An 18,557-nucleotide genomic window follows, 5' to 3' on the forward strand; every position below is an offset into this window, starting at 1 on the left:
CATGACTTCTGAACCATCCTAGCAAAAAAGAACGTCATTTACTCATTAATATGGCGAGGTTAACTTGAAATTTTAGCCTAGGTAGTAGATCATTTATCGCACTTACAGCGTCGATTTGTTTCGGCTTGCGGACGCTATATAAAAGCAGCTAAACAGAATCAGTATCACCTGTTTAGTTGCGTTCAATGCTAAGCGGGTTTTTTTATGCCTGTTTGGCGCTTATCCATCATTTTTGATAGAGGCCCTAAACATGTCAGAGTATTCTTTATTCACTTCAGAGTCTGTTTCTGAAGGTCACCCAGATAAAATCGCGGACCAAGTGTCCGATGCCATCCTTGATGCCATCCTTGAAAAAGATCCTGAAGCACGCGTTGCGTGTGAAACCCTAGTCAAAACAGGCATGGTTCTTGTGGCTGGTGAAGTCCGTACTGACGCCTGGGTAGACATCGAAGAAATCGCGCGCGGAGTGATCCGTGAGATTGGTTACAACAGTTCAGACATGGGATTCGACTGGGAATCTTGTGCTGTCATGAACGCCATTGGTAAACAATCTGCAGACATCGCCGTTGGTGTAGACGAAGCCAGTGAGAAAGAACAAGGTGCGGGCGACCAAGGGTTAATGTTTGGTTTTGCCACCAATGAGACCGAGGTTCTTATGCCGGCTCCAATTACCTACGCGCACCGTTTGGTTCAACGCCAAGCAGAAGTACGTAAAAACGGCACGCTAGACTTTTTGCGCCCAGATGCGAAGAGCCAAGTGACTTTCCGCTACGATGAAAATGGCAAGCCTTGCGCTATCGACGCCGTGGTTCTTTCAACCCAACACAGCGCGTCCGTTAAACAAGCGGATCTTCGTGAAGCGGTAATGGAAGAGATCATCAAGCCAGTACTACCGGCTGAATGGTTATCGAAAGACACCAAGTACTTTATCAACCCAACCGGTCAGTTCATCATTGGTGGTCCGGTCGGTGATTGCGGTCTAACTGGACGTAAAATCATTGTCGATACATACGGCGGTATGGCACGCCACGGTGGTGGTGCTTTCTCTGGTAAAGATCCATCCAAAGTTGACCGTTCTGCGGCCTACGCGGGTCGTTATGTTGCGAAAAACATCGTTGCGGCTGGGTTAGCAGACAGATGTGAAATCCAAATTTCTTATGCCATTGGTGTTGCTGAGCCAACCTCTATCAGTATCAATACATTTGGCACTGGCAAGGTAAGCGACGCACTGATTTCTCAGCTAGTTCGCGAGCACTTCGAATTGCGTCCTGCTGGTCTGGTTAAAATGCTTGACCTAAAACGACCTATCTACTTGCCGACCGCGGCTTATGGTCACTTTGGTCGTACCGGTGACAACTTCACTTGGGAAAAAACGGACAAAGCAGAGGCGTTACGTCACGCCGCTGGTTTATAATCTCCCGTATTTCCAGTATAAAGCCCTCTCTATAGAGGGCTTTTTTCTTTATCGATTTTTTGTTGGCTTTTTTATACTGACGGAGCGTAATAAAACATGCGAATCCCACGAATTTTTGTTGATATAGCGTTGGCTGAAAACACCAAGATCGAGTTACCTGATTCTGCATTCCAGCATGTTTGCAAAGTACTTCGTTTGAAAAATGGCAACCCTATGCGCCTATTCAATGGCCAAGGTGGCCAATTTTATGGCGAACTATGTGATGTCGAGAAACGCTCAGCCAGTGTCCAGCTATCTACCTTCGAATCACTCAACAACGAATCTCCACTAAAAGTCACCATAGGCCAAACCCTCTCTCGTGGAGAGCGAATGGATTATGCAATCCAAAAAGCCGTGGAATCGGGTGTGTTCGAAATTCAGCCACTTTTTAGCGCCCGCTGCGAAGTAAAATTGCAGGATGGTCGGCTGGAAAAACGTTTGCAACATTGGCAACAAGTCGCCATCAGTGCGGCGGAACAATCTGGTCGCGGCATAGTACCAAAGATTAAGACTCCGATGAATTTACTCGATTGGGTAGCTGGTTGTAACGATATGTTAAAGCTGACGCTTCACCATCACAGCGCAAAACCCATTTCTCAGTATGAACAACCGAGTAATAATCAGGTGGCTTTATTGATCGGCCCTGAAGGAGGACTAACAGAGCAAGAAGTAGAAAGCGCGAAGCTGCACGGCTTTAATGCGATTGCTCTTGGCCCTCGCGTTCTACGCACAGAAACCGCACCTATTGTTGCTCTGACCGCATTAAATTTACTCTGGGGTGACGTTTAACTGTTTTATCTAAAAAGAGATTCCTGTTAATGTAACATAACAACTACAGACTAATAGCTGAAATGGATCTAGCATCGGCAAGAGATGAATTAAGGGATAAACAAGACATGCTATTGAGAACTTTTATATCACATGCGACTTATCTGGGAATCATTTTTTCTTCTGCCAATCTATACGCTATCACTCTAGAAGAAGCGACCTATACGGCCATCAACAATAGCCCAACGGTTAGACAGGCGATTGCAAAATACCGAGAAGATGTGCAAAACACAGAGATCTCAAGACACTCTGGTTTTTACCCAAGCATTGATCTTGCTGCAGGTACTGGTAAAGAACGAACCTATGCAGACTCAGGCATATCGGAAGACGTAACGCTAACAAGGCGCGAACTGTCTTTATCACTAACTCAACCTTTGTTTGATGGTTTTGCCACCACTTATGACGTTAAACGTTTGAACAGCGAAGCTGAGTCGGATCGTTGGAGTGCCTTAGTAAGCGTTGAAAATACCGCACTAAGCGTCGCTCAGGTGTACGCCAATGTCTTACGCTATCGTGAGCTGGTTGCGTTAGCGGACCTCAATTTAGAAACCCACAATCGTATTTACAGCCAAATCAAACTAAAAAGCGACTCAGGCGTTGGCAGACAATCTGATTTAAGCCAAATTACCGCCCGTCTCGCAAAAGCGTATTCCAATCGATTAGCGGCCGTTAATAACCTGAGAGACGCGGAAAGTAACTACAAGAACACAGTCGGCGAATTGCCGCCAAAGGATATGATTTATCCGGTTCCTGATAAAACATTGCTGCCCAAAGATCTCAACGATGCCATTGAGCAATCTCTTGCTAAGAACCCATCAGTTGAAGGCTCTAAATGGGACATAAAAGCCACAGAGCATTTCAAGAAATCGGTTGAAGGGTCCAAATACCCAACGGTCAACTTTGTGGTAGAGCGAACCTGGAATAAAAACATCGACGGCTCTGAAGGTCCAGATGAAGACCTGCAAGCCATGATTCGCCTCAACTACAATCTCTACAATGGTGGCAACTACAAACGCAACAAAGAAGTCGCCGTGCAACAGATTGCTCAAGCGTCTGAGATTCGTCGCCAAACACTTAGAGACACAGAGTTAACTGTGCGCTTAGCGTGGGCGGCTTATGAAGCAACCACAGGCCAAAAAGAACACATAAAAGAATATGTTGTGGCGACCAAAGAGTCTCAAGTTGCCTATGAAAAACAATTCCGTCTAGGTCGACGCACTCTGCTTGATCTGCTCGACAGTGAAAATGAGCTGTTTGAAGCCCGCCAAGATTACGTTAATGCCGATTATGACGAACTGTTCTCTGAATTCCGCCTATTCAATGCAAAAGGCGACCTAATGACAGCATTCAGAATTTATCGTCCGCCATTACTTGGCTTCGAAGATCATTTTGATTCTGAGCCAGCGGCACTCAAAAACCAGTCCCCTAGCGAAGAGCTAAAGGCCGCCGAGTCATCGGTGCAGCCAAGTGAGTCGATACTAAAAAACACAGGACCTAAGCCTACCGCTCCGGCCAAAAAAGAAAACGAAAAGAGCCTCGAAGAGCAACTGTTCTTAGATTCCGATGAACAAAGTGGAGGTTGGCAATAAAACACCTTCTCCTCTTTATCTTGAGTGTCGTCAGTTCAGCGTTATACGCTGCTGACGACTTTTCTCTTTATGGGAAAAATTTCAATCCTCAATCGATAAAAGACGATGACCATGACGGAGTCATCAACTCTCGTGATGTCTGTCCGAATACGCCTCTTGGGGCTTTAGTGACATTACAAGGTTGCCCAGAAAAGAGTTCGTCTGTTTTTTCCATGGATATGCAGATTCTTTTTAAGCCAAATAAATCTGTGGTCAGCCCTCGCTTCTATGGAAAAATCCAGCAGCTTGCAAACTTCTTAATGGACAACCCAGAGACCAAAGTTCGCATTGAAGGGCATACAGATAACGCGGGCGAAGCCAAAATAAATCAGCAACTATCACAAGACAGAGCGAACGCCGTTAGCGAGATTCTTATTGATAAGTTTAGAATTGCGCCACGCCGCGTAACCGCCGTTGGGTATGGTAACCGCAAGCCAATTGCTAGCAACAGCACAGATGAAGGCAAAATGAAAAACCGACGAGTGGTCGCAGAAGTGTATTCCAATCAAAAGCGTAGTCTACAAAAATGGACCATATACAGCGTCGACCAAGACATAAAATAATCCTTTATGTTTGCCAGATAATGGGTGTTTTTCTCTTCTCAGTGCCCCCATATTTCTATAGCATCAACCCCTAACAACTGATGATAAGCGATACGTTCATTTTTTCACTCTACTCATCGCCGCAGGAAACGACACATGACAATTAAACTTGGTATTGTAATGGATCCAATCGGGACCATTAACTACAAGAAAGACACCTCTCTTGCTATGCTGTGGGCCGCCGCTGAAAAAGGCTGGCAACTCATCTATATGGAGCAAAAAGACTTGTTCCTAGAGAACGGCAAAGCCTTCGCTATGGCACGCTCTCTACAGGTCCATAAAAATCCAGAACACTTCTACGATTTAGGCGAAGAAAGCAAAATAGCCTTAGGCGACTTAAATGTTATCTTGATGCGCAAAGATCCACCGTTTGATGGTGAATTTGTCTATAGCACCATGATTCTAGAACAAGCCGAACGCGATGGCGCCATGGTCGTCAATGATCCAAAAAGCCTACGTGACTGCAACGAGAAACTGTTTGCGACACAGTTCCCTGAATGCTGTCCTCCAGTACTAGTCACACGCCGTGCCGACTTATTGAAAGCGTTTCATCAAGAACATGGTGACGTTATCTTTAAACCACTCGACGGCATGGGCGGCAGTTCCATCTTCCGTCTTAAAGCAGACGACGCCAACGTCAGTGTTATCATAGAAACACTCACCAACATGGGCGCCGAGCAAATCATGGCACAAAAGTTTATTCCTGAAATTAAACAGGGAGATAAACGAATCCTAGTGGTCAATGGCGAGCCGATTCCTTTCGCATTGGCACGCATCCCTGCTGCCGGTGAAACGCGCGGTAATCTAGCCGCTGGTGGCCGTGGTGAAGGCAGACCTCTTACTGACCGTGACCGTTGGATCTGCGATCAAGTGATCCCATCCTTGAAAGAAAAAGGGCTTATGTTCGTAGGCCTAGATGTGATCGGGGATTACCTAACTGAAATTAACGTCACTAGCCCGACTTGTGTACGTGAATTGGACACGCAGTTTGATCTAAACATCGCTAAAGTGCTGATGGATGCGATAGAAGCCCGCTTAGCGTCCTAAACACAATGCGAGTGGCGGATAGATTTACTTTTGCCCTCTTTATTGCCATTAGTGCTCATGTGCTAATGGCAATATTTGTTGGCTTCGATTTTTCACTGCCCAGTCCAAGGCCAAAAACGCTAGAAATCACCCTAGTTCAACACTCTTCCAAAGCCCCTAAAGAAGCCGATTTTATTGCTCAGGCCAACCAACAAGCCAGTGGTACTGAACTGCGCAAGCATAAATTAACCACCACAGAAACGGCACGATTTTTATCGGATAACATTCAAGACATTACACCACCGGTACAACCGCAAATTGCCTCTAGCGAACCTGAAAACGATCAACCACTGTTAGCAACATCTCATTCTGAGGCGGTTTTTAAGGTACGAAAAGTCCCTGACCAGCAGCAGAAAACCTTAGAAGAGCGCTTCAAAGGTGAAACACAAATTCCAGACCATCTGTCGGTCGATATTTCTACTCTCGAAGCGTTACTAGACAGACAGCGTCAAGCCTACGCCAAACGTCCCAGAATCCGCCGCCTTACATCGGTATCGGCTAAAGCCGCTGTGGATGCAAAATACCTTGATGATTGGCGTCGCCGTATAGAACGAATTGGCAATATTCATTACCCTGCCGAAGCGAAACGTAACCATCTATATGGTCAATTACGCTTAGCCGTGATGCTGCTTCCCAATGGGCACGTTGAGAATATTGACGTACTGCACTCATCAGGGATTCGAGTATTAGACGATGCCGCCATGAGAATCGTCAGGCTTGCTGCCCCTTTTGAGGTATTTCCTGAGGCCTTGAAAAAAGAAGTCGATCAATTAGAAATCATTCGAACTTGGCAATTCCTACCCGGCAATGAATTACACAGCCAATAGTCGATACCACCAAAAGAAACGGTCTTCAGAATGCAAAAAGCCCTCACTAGGAGGGCTTTTGATTATTACGAATAGGTCAATCAGCTAAACTGACCGTCTCCCATCGCAATACGGATTTTCTTCATCGCATTTTTTTCTAATTGACGAATACGTTCCGCTGAAACGCCGTATTCATCGGCTAACTCATGCAATGTTGACTTGCTGTCAGACAACCAGCGTTGAACCAAAATATTGCGGCTACGCTCATCCAGATCAGACATCGCTTCTTCAAGACGGCTATTGGAGTCGGCTTCCCAGTTACCATTTTCTAATAAGGTCGCTGGGTTATGAGAATGATCTTCCAAATATTGAGAAGGCGCTTGGAAAGCACTGTCATCATCGTCATCTGCAGAAGCGTCAAACGCCATGTCTGAGGCACTCAAACGACCTTCCATCTGACGCACAACCGCAGGAGTCACCCCTAAATCGCTGGCAACAGACTCTACTTCTGAGTTACTAAACCAAGACAATGTCTTTTTAGCACTACGTAGATTAAAGAACATTTTGCGCTGGGCTTTTGTTGTCGCCACTTTCACAATACGCCAGTTCTTAAGGATAAATTCATGAATTTCAGCTTTGATCCAATGCACAGCAAAAGAAACTAGGCGAACACCCACTTCAGGATTAAAGCGTTTTACCGCTTTCATCAAACCCACATTACCTTCTTGGATCAAATCGCCTTGCGCCAAGCCATAACCTGAGTAACTTTTCGCGATATGCACCACGAATCTCAAGTGTGACATTACCAATGTTCGAGCGGCTTCAAGGTCTTCTTTATAATAAAGACGTTCCGCCAGCGCCCGTTCTTCATCGGCTGACAAAATTGGAATTCTGCTGACGGCCTGTACGTAAGATTCTAGGTTCTGACCTGGAATCATCATATCTGTAGGCTGGAGAGCTTTACCCATCTCTATTTCCACCTTTATAAGTTCATATTATCTATGAATCGATAGTAGCAAGTTAATTTCTGTTGTGTGTGGCACAAATGTGAATATAGCGTGTCGTTTGTGTTACCTACAAAAAACACGATCTGTGTCACTGTAATTCTATATGCGCAATATGACGATTAACTGCAATCCAAGCACCTAATACACCAATTAATGCGCTTATAGTTAAACATAAAACAATCTCATCTGCATTAAAAGTCTGTAGCTGAAAGCCACCGTGATACAGCTCAATCAAGCGTTCTGCTGGCGCACTAACCCACCAGCTAAGCAAGAGAATACAAAGGGTGGCAAAGAATCCGCCCAACACGCCAAACCAAAACCCCATATAGAGAAATGGTCGACGAATGTAGCTATCCGTTGCCCCAACAAGCTTCATCACTAGAACTTCATCGCGACGACTTTCAACCGCCATACGAATAGTATTTCCCACGATAAGCAGCACAGCCACCACCAGCAAAATCGATAATGCATACACAAAACGCTGCCCAAAACTCAGTATATTGGCAAGGCGCTGTAACCATTGTGCATCCAACTCCGCATATTCCACTTCATTTTGACCCGAAAGTTGATCACGTAGAGATTGGAGCTCTGCTAACGACTGTAAATTAACAACTTCCCTTGGCACTACCTTCAACACGATCGGTAACGGATTCTCCGGTAACGACGATAAAATCTGCTCATAGCCACTGGAACGCTCGAAGTAACGTAGCCCTTCTTCCTTCGAAACATACTCAACAGAAGCCACATCAGCGCGAGCCGACAGTCGATGAGATAACGCCAGCGCCTTGGTATCGTCTACTTGAGGAAATAAATACAGGGTAATAACAGATTGCTGTTCCCAGTTGTCCGTCACAGATTGCACGTTTTTTAACAGCACATACAAACCGCCAGGCAATGAGAGGGCGATGGCAATAACCATCACCGTCATAATGGTCGCGAGAGGGTAATTCACCAATCGCATGAAGCTTTCGGCCAACGTAGCTTGGTGCTGACGAAGGTATTGCCCAACATCAAAAGAAGGCCGTGTTGGCCAATTATGTTTCGTCGCCTTAACGGACTGTCGTGTGGCACCACGACGAGAAGGTTTTTGAGACATTAGCCAAAACCTCCATCGTTTACCATTCGACCCTGATTCAAGGTCAACACACGGTGACGCATACGCGCGACCAAAGCCAAGTCGTGACTCGCCACCAGTACGGTCACGCCCACATTATTGAATTCTTGAAACAGGTTCATAATTTCCGCAGACAAACGTGGGTCTAGGTTTCCTGTTGGCTCATCCGCTAACAGCAACTGAGGCTTATTGACCACAGCGCGAGCAATCCCCACACGCTGCTGCTCACCGCCAGACAGCGCCATTGGGTTGTATTTCTCTTTGCTCAATAATCCGACTTTATCCAACGCAGCCCGAACGCGTTTCGCCGTTTGCTCATGATCCGCCCCACTCACTTGCAGAGGCAGGGCCACATTATGAAAAACGCTGCGATCAAACAGCAGCTGATGGTTCTGAAAAACCACACCTACGCGGCGTCGGTGCTGAGGGATAGCACGACGACTTAAGGTGCGCAGATCCACCCCATCCACTAGGATTTGCCCTGATGTTTGTCGCTCAATCATCATCATGAGTTTCATTAAGGTACTTTTGCCAGCGCCAGAATGGCCGGTTAGAAACGCCATTTCACCTTGCTGCAAATGAAAACTCACTTGCGATAGGGCTTCTTGACCGCTGTCGTACTTCTTTCCAACTCGCTGAAATTCAATTTCCACGCTGTCTTGGTATCCTTATGTCATTAGCAAACACTGAGGGTCGTTTGAGTCTTTTCTCTATCCACAAGCAACCACTCTTACTCACTATCGAACAGAGCGTCAATAAATTCTTCCGCCACAAAAGGACGTAAGTCGTCCGCCTGCTCACCGACGCCAATATAACGAATCGGCAAACCAAATTGCTTAGCAATGGCGAAAATAATCCCGCCTTTTGCGGTACCGTCTAATTTGGTCAGTGTAATACCACTCACACCCACGGTTTCCGTGAACAACTTAGCTTGGCTTAATGCGTTTTGCCCGGTTCCTGCGTCTAGCACCAACATCACTTCGTGAGGCGCTTTAACATCAAGCTTCTGCATGACACGAACCACTTTTGACAGTTCGTTCATTAAATTGGTTTTGTTTTGCAGACGCCCTGCCGTATCCGCAATAACAATATCAACGCCTTTGGCTTTTGCCGATTCAATGGCATCATAAATAACCGACGCAGAATCCGCTCCCGTATGCTGAGCCACCACAGGGACATTGTTACGCTCGCCCCACACTTGTAACTGCTCAACGGCCGCCGCACGGAAGGTATCGCCTGCAGCCAGCATCACACTTTTGCCTTCTGCTTGATACTTCTTCGCTAACTTACCAATGGTCGTGGTTTTACCCACACCGTTCACACCAACCATCAGGATAACAAAAGGGCCTTCTTGATTGACTGGCACAAGCTCTTTCTGCGATCCCACTAGGATGCTTTGCATCTGTGCTTTCAAGCTGGCCAACAAATCATCTGCGTCTTTTAACTCTTTACGCTTCAGTTTGCCGGTCAACTCATCCATGAGTGACTGTGTCGCATCAAAACCAACATCCGCCATCAACAGTTGTGTTTCTAACTCTTCTAATAAGTCTTCATCGACTTTCTTACCGCCCGAAATAATCGAAGATAATCCGCTTCCTAGACCATTACGAGTACGAGACAAACCTGATTTGATACGTTGCGACCAAGACAGAGTGGGCTTTTCAACGGGCTCTGCTGGGGCGGAAACCACAACGTCTGTTTCAGCCGGTTCTGCCTCAGAAACAGTCTTGGTCATTGTTTCCGTGGCGGTATCGTCGACCGGCTCAGTGCGCGCTTCATTTTCCGCAGCATCAGACTTCTGCGAGTTTTCTACTGCTTCTTCAGCTTTCTGTTCTTCTATACCCTTATTCTTTGCAGCCTTAACATCTGCACCCAATCCTTTTACTACGCGGCGTTTAATAATAATCGCTAAAATGGCCAACGCAGTACCAATGACAATCGGCGCATATCGGGCATACTCACCAAGATACGGTGTTAATAAAGCAATGAGCTGGTTAACAAATTCCATCAAGTCGGTCTCTTATGTCTAGACTGGTGCTGTTTACACCAGTGAAATGCTATTATTCAATACAGCAGCCACTATGGTTGGCACTGAAAGCGGTGATTTTATCATCATTCCTATTGGCAAACAGGTCTAGTTTTGTGGAAAAGCCACACATCGCGCCTGTCTTTCTTACGGTTCGATATGTTTAACAGTAAAAAACCTCTTTTTAGCCGCCCTGCTTTGGCCGCCGTCATGGTGCTATCGACCCTGGTTATCTGGGTATTAAATTTAACCGCACCAGCGCCGCGTTTTCCAACCCCTAAAGTAGAAACCTGGAAAACCCAGTCAGGCATACCGGTCATTTGGCTGTCTCAGGAAAAATGGAAAAACACCAATAAATTAGAATTGCGCTTTACCTTTAAAAACACATCACAAAGCGCCCCTCTCACGGACGCCACGCTTTCATTATTGATGGCAGATTCACTGCCTCTGAGCACATCGACCATCAATCAGAGACTAGCACCCCTTGCGGCAAAAGTGAGCAGCGATTACGACCATGAAAGTCAAACCATTGCGCTGACACTCAACAGTGAACCGGCCTACCTTATGCCGACACTGACATTGATGTCTCAATGGTTATCCGCCCCCGCATTTAAAGCACGGGCTTTTGATCACTGGAATAGACGATTCAATAACACATTGCCAACCCAACAAACGCTAGAGAACATATTGTTTGCCAACACAGCGGCGACCTCTTCGCCAGCGATTACACTCGCCGCAATCAAAAGCCACTACGCTCAACTCACCCAACAAGCTTCCGCTATTTTTGTCATTGGTGAAATGACCAAACAAACACAAGACGCCATCAAAGCAAGCCTAAATACGCTAAGCAAACATTTCTCCGTCGCCAGCCATACGCCAAAGGGTTCGCCAATATCATGGCAGCAGCCAGCGCCCACCCCACAAGCAACACAAATCACACCACCGAAAGAAACTCAGAGCATGCTGGCGCTCACGCCGCTCTCATCAGTAAAACAGTGGCTTAGCTTACAGATCTGGGGCGCAGACCTGATTGATAGCTTGAGCAATCAAGGCACATTTGGTTATGTACGCCTTAATTTAACGCTCTCAGCCAAGCATCCATGGGCCTATTGGCGAGCACAACATACAGAACCATTGTTAGCGTCAAAACAGAAAACACCAGCGGCAAACGAAGTCAGTGCTCGTAGCATGATCGAGCTCGCTCGCATCCCCTCATTACAGGATAACGCACGCTTTAAAGCGCTACTAGATCAGTTAAAAAGTCAGCTTGCGCAACGCACATTAGACCCAAGCTGGTGGGCGTTACTTGCAACCAGTGCGACCCAAGAAGACAGCTCACTAACCTTGGCTCAATTTGCGAGCCACTACCAAGATGCCATCGATACGTTTAACCAAGACGACTATAAAGCGGCCCTTGAATCGCTGCTCATCACACCGTCTTATCAAGAGATTCAGGTCTACTAATGAAAAAGAAAATCAGTGTTCACTCATCCACAAAATCCAAAGAAAGAGCGTCAAAACTGCGCATCATTTCTGGTGAATGGCGTTCAAGACAGCTGCCTATCCCTAATATTGAAGGGCTGAGACCAACACCAGATAGAGTCCGAGAAACACTGTTTAATTGGATAAATTACGAAATACCAGGCGCACGCTGTGCCGATTTATTCTGTGGCTCTGGCGCACTGGGGTTAGAAGCCTTATCACGTGGGGCGAAGAGCGCCATTTTTGTCGACAATTCAAAAGTCGTCGCGCAACAAATGAACGACAACCTCACCACATTAAAAGCAGAGAATTATCAGGTAGTACAACAAAATGCCGCTGAGTTTTTGGCCACTGCGACACCCCAACCTCTCGACCTTATCTTTTTAGACCCGCCGTTTCGTAAAAACTGGTTAGCGCAAATCGTGCCTCTGCTTGAGAACGGTTGGCTCGCAGACACGGCATTGGTCTACATCGAAATGGAAAAAGAAGCCTCTCTGCCTAGCTTGCCAGCCTCTTGGACCTTACAGAAAGAAAAAACCGCTGGCCAACTGGTGTATCGATTGTTTGCAGTGAATCAAGCAAACCACTAAATCGACCTTAACAACGGGGGTTTGATCCATTCGCACAACCATGATCTGCCCCCATGTTTAGCACAAGCAAGCATTTCTCCTCACCTCTCTTGATGAGGTCTTCCGCAACCGCTAGACTGTGCTCCAAGATTCACACTGTCCGCTTGCTATCTCAGCAAAGCGCGATGACTTTCACCAGGACACCTAAAGCCTATGCCGGACGCTATTCCAGTCGATTCTGTTGGTATCGTGGCGCCACATATTGCGCAGTTTGAGACACCTCTTACGCTCTCTTGTGGCCAAGATTTACCAGCCTATCAACTTGTTTATGAAACTTATGGAACTCTGAATTCCAATGCTTCTAATGCCATTCTGATTTGCCACGCACTCAGTGGTGATCACCATGCCGCAGGTTATCACGCCATGTCGGACAAGAAACCTGGTTGGTGGGACAGCGCTATTGGGCCAGGCAAAGCCATCGACACTGAGCGCTTTTTTGTCATCAGTTTAAACAATCTAGGCGGCTGTTCAGGCAGCACTGGTCCGACCAGCATCAACCCGGAAACCGGTGATATTTGGGGTGAAAATTTCCCTATTGTTACCGTGCAGGATTGGGTCGAAAGCCAAGCTCGCCTGGCGGACAGATTAGGCATTCAAACCTTTGCGGCCATCGTGGGTGGCAGTCTTGGCGGTATGCAGGTGCTCGAATGGAGCATTCGCTTTCCTACACGCTTAAAAGCAGCGGTGATCATCGCCTCAGCACCGAACCTATCGACCCAGAACATTGCGTTTAACGAAGTGGCGCGTCAGTCCATCCGACGTGACCCAGAGTTTCATGACGGACGCTATTTAAACAAGCAATCCGTGCCAACCAATGGCCTTGGATTGGCCCGCATGCTAGGGCACATTACCTACTTGTCCGATGACGCCATGGGCTCGAAGTTTGGCCGTCAGATGCGCCATGATAATTACCAATACAACTATGGCATCGAGTTCGAAGTAGAAAGCTACTTGCGTTATCAAGGCGAAGCCTTTACCAAACGCTTTGACGCCAACACCTATATGTTGATGACAAAGGCTCTGGATTATTTTGACCCTGCTGCCGAAACTGATGGTGACTTATCCGCGGTTCTGAGCCGTGCCCAATGCGAGTTTTTATTGGTCTCTTTCACCACCGACTGGCGTTTTGCCCCAGAGCGAAGCGAAGAAATAGTCAATGCCTTGGTAAAAGCAGGAAAGCATGTCTCTTACGCAAAAATAGAAGCCGCTGAAGGCCACGACGCTTTCTTGTTTCCTATACCTCGTTATATGACAACGCTAAACAGTTTTTTAACGCGCATCGGTAATCGAATCTTAAAGGAGGCTCAATAATGCGTTCTGATTTAGAAATGATCGATGAATGGATTCAGCCTAATTTACGTGTATTGGATTTGGCTTGCGGCCCAGGTGAACTTCTTCATCACTTGATGAACAACAAGCAAATCACTGGCTATGGCTTAGAAATTGGCCCAGAGGATCTCAATACCTGTATTGAAAAAGGCATTCCAGTTTTAGAGCAGAACATCGACGAAGGCCTACAAAACTTTGAAGATCATAGCTTTGACCTGGTCTTGATGACCCACGCTTTGCAGCAATTTCGTCGTCCAGATTTATTGATCGATGAAATGTTGCGCATTGGCAAAGAATGCATCATTACCTTCCCAAACTTTGGTCATTGGCGCAGCCGTCTGCATTTAGCACTCAAAGGTCGAATGCCCGTGTCCGATTTCTTACCTTATAATTGGTATGACACACCTAACATTCACTTTTTCACCTTCCAAGATTTTGAGCGCCTGTGCAACGAAAAAGGCATTAAGATTTTGCGCTGGGCAGCAGTCGATGGTCATCTACGAGATCATTGGTGGATTCGCACCATGCCTAACATGTTCAGCGAAACCGCCATTTTTCACATTACTCGTTAAGCCATTGTGCAACAGAGTATAAAAAGCAAACAGCACCAGAAGGCGGCTATTTAGTCGCCTTTTTACATCACAATATCGCATTTACTGCAGAGGAAAAACGATGAGCCAGACCATCGTACTAGCCAGCAATAACGCTGGTAAAATCAAAGAATTCAACGCTTTATTGGGAGACCTAGGCTTTGATGTAAAACCACAGAACGAGTTTGGCGTACCAGAAGCGGATGAAACCGGTCTGACGTTCATCGAAAATGCCATTTTAAAGGCTCGCAATGCATGCGCGCATACCGGTCTACCGGCATTAGCCGATGACTCTGGTATTGAAGTCGATTTCTTAAACGGCGCACCCGGTATTTATTCTGCACGCTTCGCCGGAGAGCATGGAGACAACGACGCCAACAATGCGCTCTTGCTCGAGAAACTAGAGGGCGTTGCAGATCATGAACGTAGCGCTCGCTTTCATTGTGTACTGGCGTATTTGCGCCATAAAGACGATCCAACGCCTTTGGTGTTCCATGGGGTATGGGAAGGCCGTATTTTACCAACAACGGAAGGCCAAGAAGGCTTTGGCTATGACCCGCTATTTTATGTACCCGAATGCGGCTGCAGTGCGGCCAGCTTACCAAAAGAAGTGAAAAATCAAATAAGTCATCGCGCCCAAGCGCTAAAACAGCTGGTGGCCGCCTTCCAACAACGCAGTGCTTCTCTATGATAAACCTCACCGCCAGCTTGCCGCCGCTTAGCCTTTACATCCATTTGCCTTGGTGTGTTAAAAAATGCCCCTATTGCGACTTTAACTCACACCAAGCCGATCGTTTCGAAAAAGAGGGCAAGTTGCCCGAAGACGCTTATCTAGCGCAATTGTTGGCGGATTTAGACGCGGATTTGGCTTATGTAGCAGGACGGCCGATTCAAACCGCCTTCATTGGTGGCGGTACGCCGAGCTTGATGAGCGAAGACTTTTACTACCGTTTAATGGATGCGCTACGCGACAAGCTCACTTGGGTGGATAACGCAGAAATCACCATGGAAGCCAACCCAGGCACGTTTGAACAAGAGAAATTTCGTCACTTTCGTCAAGCAGGCATCAACCGATTGTCTATTGGCATCCAGAGTTTTCAGCCAACGCTGCTAACAACGCTAGGCAGAATCCACAACCGCGAAGAAGCCATCCACGCGGTGGAGAAATCTCGTCTTGCGGGCTTCGATAATATTAATATCGATTTGATGCACGGCCTGCCCGAGCAAAGCCTTGATATGGCACTGGACGATTTGGCCCTCGCCATTCAGCTCGATCCTGAGCATTTATCCTGGTATCAACTCACCATAGAGCCCAACACGGAATTTTATCGACGTCCGCCAACCTTGCCTGAAGACAATACGCTATGGGGAATTCAAGACGCAGGTCAGGCGCTGCTTGAAAAACACGGCTACGCACAATACGAGGTGTCCGCAAACGCCAAACACAATCGTCGAGCCGCGCATAACTTAAATTATTGGCGCTTTGGTGATTATCTTGGCATTGGCGCGGGGGCTCACGGTAAAGTGACTCTCCCTGATGGGCAAATCTTTCGCACTCGTAAAACTCGTCACCCAAACCATTACCTAAACACACTGCCCGAAGCATTAGTGATCAAAGAATCCATAGAGCAAGAAGATTTGCCATTGGAATTTATGATGAATCGCCTGCGCTTGTTTGAAACCTTCGATTTACAAGATTACCAGCGTTACACCTACCAAGCGCTACCAGACGCATTGCTAAAAGCGTGTAATACCGCGATTAAGAAAGGGTTTTTAGACGCTGAGCAGTGGTCGAATGGCAAAGTGCAAACCACAGAGAAGGGCAAATTATTCTTAAATGAGTTGCTTGAATTGTTTCTTTCTTAATGTCCTCTTTTTTGACAATGGTTTGACATCTAAACAAATAAATGTAAATCTTGCCGCCTATTTATAGGGTGGGAACCAACAGCGTCCCACTTTATTCTTGTTTTAGATAAACACGACATAGCGTGTTTATCTAAAACAACATCGTCTAAACAACATAATTAGCGCCATCGGACTATTTATCTGTGTCATCTAATTGTTATAAAAGACCTGATAGTGTCTTTACTACCACCTAACACCACGCGACCTATTTACTCCTTGCAGGCCTTAACGCTGAGCAAAGAGATTAATAACAAGCAAACTTGGCGTGCTGAGGCGGAATAGGACAATAGATGACGTAAAAAGAACAGTTCACCTCCAGTCCTTTTTCTATGATGAAGTTGGAGTGGTAAAACACTGGCCAATTGGCTGCACGTAGTTTGTTTAGAAAGATTCGAAAAGTGTTCACTTATTCAGGAGAGATCTATGAAAAACAAGGCGCCGAGCAACGGCCGGCAAGAATACAATACCTCGTATACCGTGGGGCAAGACAATATTCGTTTCCTTGGAATGGATATCCTAAACCCGGTATTTAGCACCAGTGCAATCATCATCCTTGCATTTATCATTGCTACCATCATGTTCCCTGCCGATGCCAAAGAGGTATTAATGGGCGCTCGAACATGGTCAATCAATAACTTCGATTGGTTCTTCATAATTTCAGGCAATATTTTTGTCCTATTTTGTATCGCTCTGATTCTGTCCCCTATGGGTAAAATTCGTTTGGGTGGCAGTGAAGCCAAAGCAGAACACTCAACCATTACTTGGTTCTCAATGCTGTTTGCCGCGGGCATGGGTATTGGCTTGATGTTCTGGAGTGTGGCAGAACCGGTGGCTTATTACACTGGCTGGTACGGTACACCGCTTAATGTCACCGCCAACACACCAGAAGCAATGAAAATGGCAATGGGCGCAACCATGTTCCATTGGGGTCTTCACCCTTGGGCGATCTATGCGGTTGTTGCATTGTCACTTGCCTTCTTTGCTTACAACAAAGGCTTGCCTCTTACTATTCGCTCTGCTTTCTACCCTTTATTCGGGGAAAAAGTGTGGGGTGTTATCGGTCATGCTATCGATACATTAGCGGTTATCGCCACCATCTTTGGTTTGGCAACCTCCCTTGGTTTTGGTGCTCAACAGGCCGCCAGTGGATTAAACTTCCTATTTAATATCCCGAACACTCTAACCACACAAATTGTGGTGATTTGTGGTGTTACCGCAGTGGCTATTTTCTCTGTAGCTCGTGGCCTTGAAGGCGGCGTGAAGCTATTGAGTAACGTCAACATGATCATCGCGGCTGTGTTTGCAGCGTTTGTTTTGATCATGGGTAATACCGGCGTCATCTTCGGCACCATGGGTACCACTTTAATAGCGTATGTCGAAAACATAGTGCCGCTTGGTAACTGGATTGGCCGTGAAGACCAAACCTTCTACCACGGTTGGACTATCTTCTACTGGGCTTGGTGGATTTCCTGGTCCCCATTTGTAGGTATGTTTATCGCGCGTGTTTCTCGTGGCCGTACGGTTCGTGAGTTCCTAACCGCAGTATTACTTGTGCCTACAGTTGTCTCCATTGTCTGGATGTCTATCTTTGGTGGTTCCGCTCTGGATCAAATCACTCATGGCACTGGCGCTCTGGCTGGTGGCTTAACCGATGTGTCTTTGGCGATGTTCCAAATGCTAGAAGGCTTGCCGCTAACCTCTGTCGCTTCCTTCATTGGTATCGTGCTTGTGTTGGTCTTCTTTGTGACTTCATCTGACTCAGGCTCTCTGGTCATCGACGGTATTACCGCCGGTGGTAAAACAGATGCGCCTATGATTCAGCGTGTTTTCTGGGCGGTATTAGAAGGTGTTATTGCCATTGCCTTGTTGGTTGGCGGCGGCTCAGAAGCCCTGTCAGCGATTCAAGCGGCGGCGGTGACCATCGGCTTACCGTTTACCTTACTGATGCTGGTAATGTGTGTTGCCTTGTTTAAAGGACTGCGTGGCGACATGCATCTTTATAAATAAAGCAGACGATAAACAGTGTTAATACGAGCGGCTTTGGCCGCTCGTATTGTTTTCAGCCGAGAAGT

The 18,557-nt window shown here is 46.7% G+C and carries 17 protein-coding genes and 1 riboswitch; of the genes, 13 read left to right on the forward strand and 4 right to left on the reverse strand.

What is annotated here, in order from left to right:
• Nucleotides 1-97 precede the first annotated feature (97 nt).
• Nucleotides 98-173, forward strand: a riboswitch (SAM riboswitch).
• A gap of 77 nt (nt 174-250) precedes the next feature.
• From metK to ACIGBN_RS10000, 6 genes are all read left to right on the forward strand, one after another.
• Nucleotides 251-1,414, forward strand: coding sequence for a methionine adenosyltransferase (gene metK / locus ACIGBN_RS09975; RefSeq protein ID WP_396665188.1), 1,164 nt, complete (start codon nt 251-253; stop codon nt 1,412-1,414).
• 96 nt (nt 1,415-1,510) lie between these two features.
• A complete protein-coding gene (locus tag ACIGBN_RS09980) occupies nt 1,511-2,242 on the forward strand; it encodes a 16S rRNA (uracil(1498)-N(3))-methyltransferase (RefSeq protein WP_396665190.1) in 732 nt (243 codons plus the stop codon).
• Nucleotides 2,243-2,349: 107 nt separating this feature from the next.
• A complete protein-coding gene (locus ACIGBN_RS09985; protein ID WP_396665192.1) occupies nt 2,350-3,870 on the forward strand; it encodes a TolC family outer membrane protein in 1,521 nt (506 codons plus the stop codon).
• Nucleotides 3,861-4,472, forward strand: coding sequence for an OmpA family protein (locus ACIGBN_RS09990; protein ID WP_396665194.1), 612 nt, complete (start codon nt 3,861-3,863; stop codon nt 4,470-4,472). Before ACIGBN_RS09985 ends, ACIGBN_RS09990 begins: the two co-directional genes overlap by 10 nt.
• A gap of 135 nt (nt 4,473-4,607) precedes the next feature.
• Nucleotides 4,608-5,558: a glutathione synthase gene (gshB, locus tag ACIGBN_RS09995; RefSeq protein WP_133002152.1), complete on the forward strand. Its 951-nt coding sequence runs from the start codon at nt 4,608-4,610 to the stop codon at nt 5,556-5,558.
• A 65-nt stretch (nt 5,559-5,623) separates the two neighbouring features.
• Nucleotides 5,624-6,424 carry an energy transducer TonB gene (locus tag ACIGBN_RS10000; protein WP_396665196.1) on the forward strand — a complete coding sequence of 267 codons (801 nt, stop codon included), beginning with the start codon at nt 5,624-5,626 and terminating at the stop codon, nt 6,422-6,424.
• A gap of 80 nt (nt 6,425-6,504) precedes the next feature.
• On the opposite strand, the gene rpoH is transcribed toward ACIGBN_RS10000, so the two are convergent.
• The 4 genes from rpoH to ftsY all read right to left on the reverse strand — a co-directional run bounded on the left by rpoH (nt 6,505) and on the right by ftsY (nt 10,532).
• Nucleotides 6,505-7,371, reverse strand: a complete 867-nt coding sequence (gene rpoH / locus ACIGBN_RS10005; RefSeq protein ID WP_133002154.1) for an RNA polymerase sigma factor RpoH — start codon at nt 7,369-7,371, stop codon at nt 6,505-6,507.
• A gap of 127 nt (nt 7,372-7,498) precedes the next feature.
• Complete coding sequence (ftsX, locus tag ACIGBN_RS10010; protein WP_133002155.1) at nt 7,499-8,506, reverse strand: permease-like cell division protein FtsX; 1,008 nt, start codon at nt 8,504-8,506, stop codon at nt 7,499-7,501.
• On the reverse strand, nt 8,506-9,177 hold the full coding sequence (gene ftsE / locus ACIGBN_RS10015; RefSeq protein WP_133002156.1) for a cell division ATP-binding protein FtsE: 672 nt from the start codon (nt 9,175-9,177) through the stop codon (nt 8,506-8,508). The genes ftsX and ftsE overlap by 1 nt, the downstream gene beginning before the upstream one ends.
• Nucleotides 9,178-9,254: 77 nt before the next feature.
• Nucleotides 9,255-10,532, reverse strand: a complete 1,278-nt coding sequence (ftsY, locus tag ACIGBN_RS10020) for a signal recognition particle-docking protein FtsY (protein ID WP_396665200.1) — start codon at nt 10,530-10,532, stop codon at nt 9,255-9,257.
• A gap of 177 nt (nt 10,533-10,709) precedes the next feature.
• Here ftsY and ACIGBN_RS10025 point away from each other — a divergent pair, with 177 nt between their 5' ends.
• The 7 genes from ACIGBN_RS10025 to ACIGBN_RS10055 all read left to right on the forward strand — a co-directional run bounded on the left by ACIGBN_RS10025 (nt 10,710) and on the right by ACIGBN_RS10055 (nt 18,492).
• Nucleotides 10,710-12,014: an insulinase family protein gene (locus tag ACIGBN_RS10025; RefSeq protein WP_396665202.1), complete on the forward strand. Its 1,305-nt coding sequence runs from the start codon at nt 10,710-10,712 to the stop codon at nt 12,012-12,014.
• Complete coding sequence (gene rsmD, locus ACIGBN_RS10030; RefSeq protein ID WP_133002158.1) at nt 12,014-12,622, forward strand: 16S rRNA (guanine(966)-N(2))-methyltransferase RsmD; 609 nt, start codon at nt 12,014-12,016, stop codon at nt 12,620-12,622. The genes ACIGBN_RS10025 and rsmD overlap by 1 nt, the downstream gene beginning before the upstream one ends.
• A 192-nt stretch (nt 12,623-12,814) precedes the next feature.
• Nucleotides 12,815-13,972 carry a homoserine O-acetyltransferase gene (locus ACIGBN_RS10035; protein WP_133002159.1) on the forward strand — a complete coding sequence of 386 codons (1,158 nt, stop codon included), beginning with the start codon at nt 12,815-12,817 and terminating at the stop codon, nt 13,970-13,972.
• Nucleotides 13,972-14,562 carry a methionine biosynthesis protein MetW gene (metW, locus tag ACIGBN_RS10040; protein WP_133002160.1) on the forward strand — a complete coding sequence of 197 codons (591 nt, stop codon included), beginning with the start codon at nt 13,972-13,974 and terminating at the stop codon, nt 14,560-14,562. The genes ACIGBN_RS10035 and metW overlap by 1 nt, the downstream gene beginning before the upstream one ends.
• Nucleotides 14,563-14,662: 100 nt before the next feature.
• Complete coding sequence (rdgB, locus tag ACIGBN_RS10045) at nt 14,663-15,271, forward strand: RdgB/HAM1 family non-canonical purine NTP pyrophosphatase (RefSeq protein ID WP_133002161.1); 609 nt, start codon at nt 14,663-14,665, stop codon at nt 15,269-15,271.
• Complete coding sequence (gene hemW, locus ACIGBN_RS10050; protein ID WP_396665206.1) at nt 15,268-16,446, forward strand: radical SAM family heme chaperone HemW; 1,179 nt, start codon at nt 15,268-15,270, stop codon at nt 16,444-16,446. Before rdgB ends, hemW begins: the two co-directional genes overlap by 4 nt.
• Before the next feature lie 462 nt (nt 16,447-16,908).
• A complete protein-coding gene (locus tag ACIGBN_RS10055; RefSeq protein ID WP_133002163.1) occupies nt 16,909-18,492 on the forward strand; it encodes a BCCT family transporter in 1,584 nt (527 codons plus the stop codon).
• Nucleotides 18,493-18,557: the final 65 nt, after the last annotated feature.

Origin of the sequence: Marinomonas sp. NPDC078689 (genome assembly GCF_044542435.1) — a bacterium.
GTDB lineage: Bacteria > Pseudomonadota > Gammaproteobacteria > Pseudomonadales > Marinomonadaceae > Marinomonas > Marinomonas arenicola.

Excerpts from the sequence above, each read along its gene's own strand:
- gshB (WP_133002152.1), top strand. The coding sequence starts at position 4,608 with ATGACAATTAAACTTGGTATTGTAATGGATCCAATCGGGACCATTAAC.
- ftsX (WP_133002155.1), bottom strand. The coding sequence starts at position 8,506 with ATGTCTCAAAAACCTTCTCGTCGTGGTGCCACACGACAGTCCGTTAAG.
- rpoH (WP_133002154.1), bottom strand. The coding sequence starts at position 7,371 with ATGGGTAAAGCTCTCCAGCCTACAGATATGATGATTCCAGGTCAGAAC.
- rsmD (WP_133002158.1), top strand. The coding sequence starts at position 12,014 with ATGAAAAAGAAAATCAGTGTTCACTCATCCACAAAATCCAAAGAAAGA.
- metK (WP_396665188.1), top strand. The coding sequence starts at position 251 with ATGTCAGAGTATTCTTTATTCACTTCAGAGTCTGTTTCTGAAGGTCAC.
- ACIGBN_RS10055 (WP_133002163.1), top strand. The coding sequence starts at position 16,909 with ATGAAAAACAAGGCGCCGAGCAACGGCCGGCAAGAATACAATACCTCG.
- rdgB (WP_133002161.1), top strand. The coding sequence starts at position 14,663 with ATGAGCCAGACCATCGTACTAGCCAGCAATAACGCTGGTAAAATCAAA.
- metW (WP_133002160.1), top strand. The coding sequence starts at position 13,972 with ATGCGTTCTGATTTAGAAATGATCGATGAATGGATTCAGCCTAATTTA.
- ACIGBN_RS09985 (WP_396665192.1), top strand. The coding sequence starts at position 2,350 with ATGCTATTGAGAACTTTTATATCACATGCGACTTATCTGGGAATCATT.
- ftsY (WP_396665200.1), bottom strand. The coding sequence starts at position 10,532 with ATGGAATTTGTTAACCAGCTCATTGCTTTATTAACACCGTATCTTGGT.
- ACIGBN_RS09980 (WP_396665190.1), top strand. The coding sequence starts at position 1,511 with ATGCGAATCCCACGAATTTTTGTTGATATAGCGTTGGCTGAAAACACC.
- hemW (WP_396665206.1), top strand. The coding sequence starts at position 15,268 with ATGATAAACCTCACCGCCAGCTTGCCGCCGCTTAGCCTTTACATCCAT.
- ACIGBN_RS10000 (WP_396665196.1), top strand. The coding sequence starts at position 5,624 with ATGGCAATATTTGTTGGCTTCGATTTTTCACTGCCCAGTCCAAGGCCA.
- ACIGBN_RS10035 (WP_133002159.1), top strand. The coding sequence starts at position 12,815 with ATGCCGGACGCTATTCCAGTCGATTCTGTTGGTATCGTGGCGCCACAT.
- ACIGBN_RS10025 (WP_396665202.1), top strand. The coding sequence starts at position 10,710 with ATGTTTAACAGTAAAAAACCTCTTTTTAGCCGCCCTGCTTTGGCCGCC.